The 3,349-nt window shown below is 44.0% G+C and carries 2 protein-coding genes; one reads left to right on the top strand and one right to left on the bottom strand.

The window, feature by feature from the left end; genetic code table 11:
- Window positions 1–1,620 (bottom strand): translational GTPase TypA (gene typA / locus AB4653_RS19635; protein WP_372105078.1); only part of this gene is annotated, 1,620 nt, incomplete at its 3' end.
- Window positions 1,621–2,183: 563 nt separating this feature from the next.
- Between typA and glnA the strand changes: the two genes are divergently transcribed.
- Window positions 2,184–3,349: glutamate--ammonia ligase (glnA, locus tag AB4653_RS19630; protein WP_372105076.1), on the top strand; the 1,166-nt coding region annotated here is incomplete at its 3' end.

Raw genomic sequence — 3,349 nt, 5'->3', positions numbered from 1 at the left:
GTTTACTGTCAGGTCGTTTGAACGGTTGTGAATACCGATTACTTGACCTTCATAAACTTCATCAGCGTGCTCTGTAAATAGACGACCACGAGCTTGAAGGAAGAACAATGCGTAAGTCAGTGCTTTACCAGTCGCGTTCGAGATTAGAACACCGTTGTTACGTTGACCAATGATACCGCCTTTGTAAGGACCGTAGTGATCGAACGAGTGGTAAATAAGACCAGAACCAGACGTCATTGTAAGGAATTCAGTTTGGAAACCGATAAGACCACGAGAAGGCATCATGAAGTCCATGCGAACACGGCCTTTACCATCTGGTGCCATATCTGTTAGCTCACCCTTACGTAGACCGATGCTTTCCATGATCGCACCTTGGTGCTCTTCAACTACATCGATAGTAACCGTTTCGAACGGTTCCATTTTCTGACCATCTTCTTCTTTGATGATTACTTCTGGACGAGATACTGCTAGCTCGAAACCTTCACGACGCATGTTTTCGATCAGGATAGAAAGGTGAAGTTCACCACGGCCTGATACGCGGAAACGGTCTGGACTTTCAGTTTCTTCAACACGTAGTGCAACGTTATGAACCAATTCTTTTTCAAGACGCTCAAGGATGTTACGTGAAGTTACAAACTTACCTTCTTTACCCGCGAACGGAGAAGTGTTTACTTGGAACGTCATTGTTACTGTTGGTTCATCAACAGACAGTGGTTCCATTGCTTCAACAGTGTTTACGTCACAGATAGTGTCTGAAATTTTCAACTCACCAAGACCTGTGATTGCAATGATGTCGCCAGCGTTAGCTTGTTCTACTTCGTGACGCTCAAGACCTAGGTAACCAAGTACAGTACCTACTTTACCGTTACGTTTTTTGCCTTCAGCATTCACGATAGTTACTTGTTGGTTTGGCTTAACAGAACCACGAGTAACACGAGCAACACCGATAACACCTACATAAGAGCTGTAATCAAGTTGCGAAATTTGCATTTGTAGTGGACCGTCAAGGTCAACTGCTGGCGCTTCTACTGTATCAACAACAGCTTGGAACAATGGTTCCATGTTCTCGCCAGTTTCACCTTCAGTCATTGTTGCCCAACCGTTTAGAGCTGAAGCGTAAACAACGGTGAAGTCTAGTTGCTCATCTGTAGCACCTAGGTTGTCGAAAAGGTCGAATACTTGATCCATAACCCAATCAGGACGAGCGCCTGGGCGGTCAATCTTGTTGATTACAACGATTGGCTTAAGACCGTGTGCGAATGCTTTTTGCGTTACGAAACGAGTTTGAGGCATTGGACCATCAACTGCGTCAACGATAAGCAGAACAGAATCAACCATAGACATGATACGCTCAACTTCACCACCGAAGTCCGCGTGTCCCGGAGTATCTACGATGTTGATGCGGTAATCATTCCAGTTGATTGCTGTGTTCTTCGCAAGGATTGTAATGCCACGCTCTTTTTCGATGTCATTCGAATCCATGACACGCTCTTCAGCTTCACCACGAGACTCAAGAGTGCCTGACTGTTGTAGTAGTTTATCAACCAAAGTCGTTTTACCGTGGTCAACGTGCGCGATGATCGCGATATTTCTTAACTTATCAATCTGTGGAGTAGACATGGATTCTCGATTCACTCATAAAAGTAGCCGTCACTTATCTCAAAAGTTTGGATAATAACCGCTAGCTTGATTTAAAAAACGGTCAATAATATACCAGATTCTAGACAAAAACCCAGAAATATGTGATCTGAACCAAGGCTTTTTTCTTTATTAGCGATTCATATCCGCTTAACTTTGGTTCCGTACAGTGTCTAGTCGACTAATTCGTAGGGTTATCGAAAAGTATCACCCGCGAAGTGGGCAACCAAATCTCAGGTAAAATAACAAAAGTGGATTGACAACTTAGGCAATTCATTGCTGAATGGTGTTCGCTTATGTCTCATATTGGTGCACAGATAAACAGTTGCACCAATACCGTGCAATCAAAGATCATTTTGGTGCAAAAGTCAGAGTTCGCAAATAAAGAAAACAAGTAAATCATTGAAATTAATGGAATAATTTTTTTGGCACGTTTTTGGCTATAGATAAATCAGCATCGATTAATGCACGTATAGACATTAATCAATGCTGGTTTCAACCGAATCGAGCTAATACCGAATTAATAACACTGGAGGTTATCCAAGATGTCAGTAGAAAATGTACTATCCCTGATCCAAGAGAACGAAGTTAAATTTATCGACTTACGTTTTACTGATACAAAAGGTAAAGAGCAGCACATCTCTATTCCTTCTCACCAAGTTGATGCAGACTTCTTCGAAGAAGGCAAAATGTTTGACGGCTCTTCAGTAGCTGGGTGGAAAGGCATTAATGAATCTGACATGGTAATGATGCCAGACGCAGCTTCTGCTGTACTGGACCCATTCACAGAAGATGCAACGCTAAACATCCGTTGTGACATCCTTGAGCCTGCAACAATGCAAGGCTACGACCGTGACCCACGCTCTATCGCTAAACGTTCTGAAGAATACCTACGTTCTACGGGTATCGCAGACACAGTTCTAGTGGGTCCAGAGCCAGAATTCTTCCTATTCGATGACGTTAAGTTCTCAAACGACATGTCTGGTTCTTTCTTCAAGATTGATGATGTAGAAGCCGCTTGGAACACAGGTTCTGACATCGAAGGCGGTAACAAAGGTCACCGTCCTGGCGTTAAAGGCGGTTACTTCCCAGTAGCTCCTGTCGATTCATCTCAAGATATCCGTTCAGCAATGTGTCTAGTAATGGAAGAGATGGGCCTAGTTGTTGAAGCTCACCACCACGAAGTTGCAACTGCGGGTCAAAACGAAATCGCAACTCGCTTCAACACGCTAACAACAAAAGCGGATGAGACTCAAATCTACAAGTACGTTGTACACAACGTTGCGCACGCATTTGGCAAAACAGCGACATTCATGCCTAAGCCACTAGTTGGTGACAACGGTTCTGGCATGCACGTTCACATGTCATTGAACAAAGATGGACAAAACTTGTTTGCTGGTGATAAGTACGGCGGCCTATCTGAAATGGCTCTTTACTACATCGGTGGTGTAATCAAGCACGCTCGCGCAATCAACGCATTTGCTAACCCATCAACGAACTCATACAAGCGTCTTGTACCTGGTTTCGAAGCACCTGTAATGCTTGCTTACTCAGCACGTAACCGTTCTGCTTCCATCCGTATCCCAGTAGTACCAAGCCCGAAAGCACGTCGTATCGAGCTACGTTTTGGTGACCCAGCAGCTAACCCATACCTATGCTACTCAGCAATGCTTATGGCTGGCCTTGACGGTATTAAGAACAAGATCCACCC

Origin of the sequence: Vibrio sp. 10N.222.48.A3, assembly GCF_041475345.1 — a bacterium.
GTDB lineage: Bacteria > Pseudomonadota > Gammaproteobacteria > Enterobacterales > Vibrionaceae > Vibrio > Vibrio tasmaniensis_A.
This window is presented reverse-complemented; position numbering and strand designations above follow the sequence as displayed.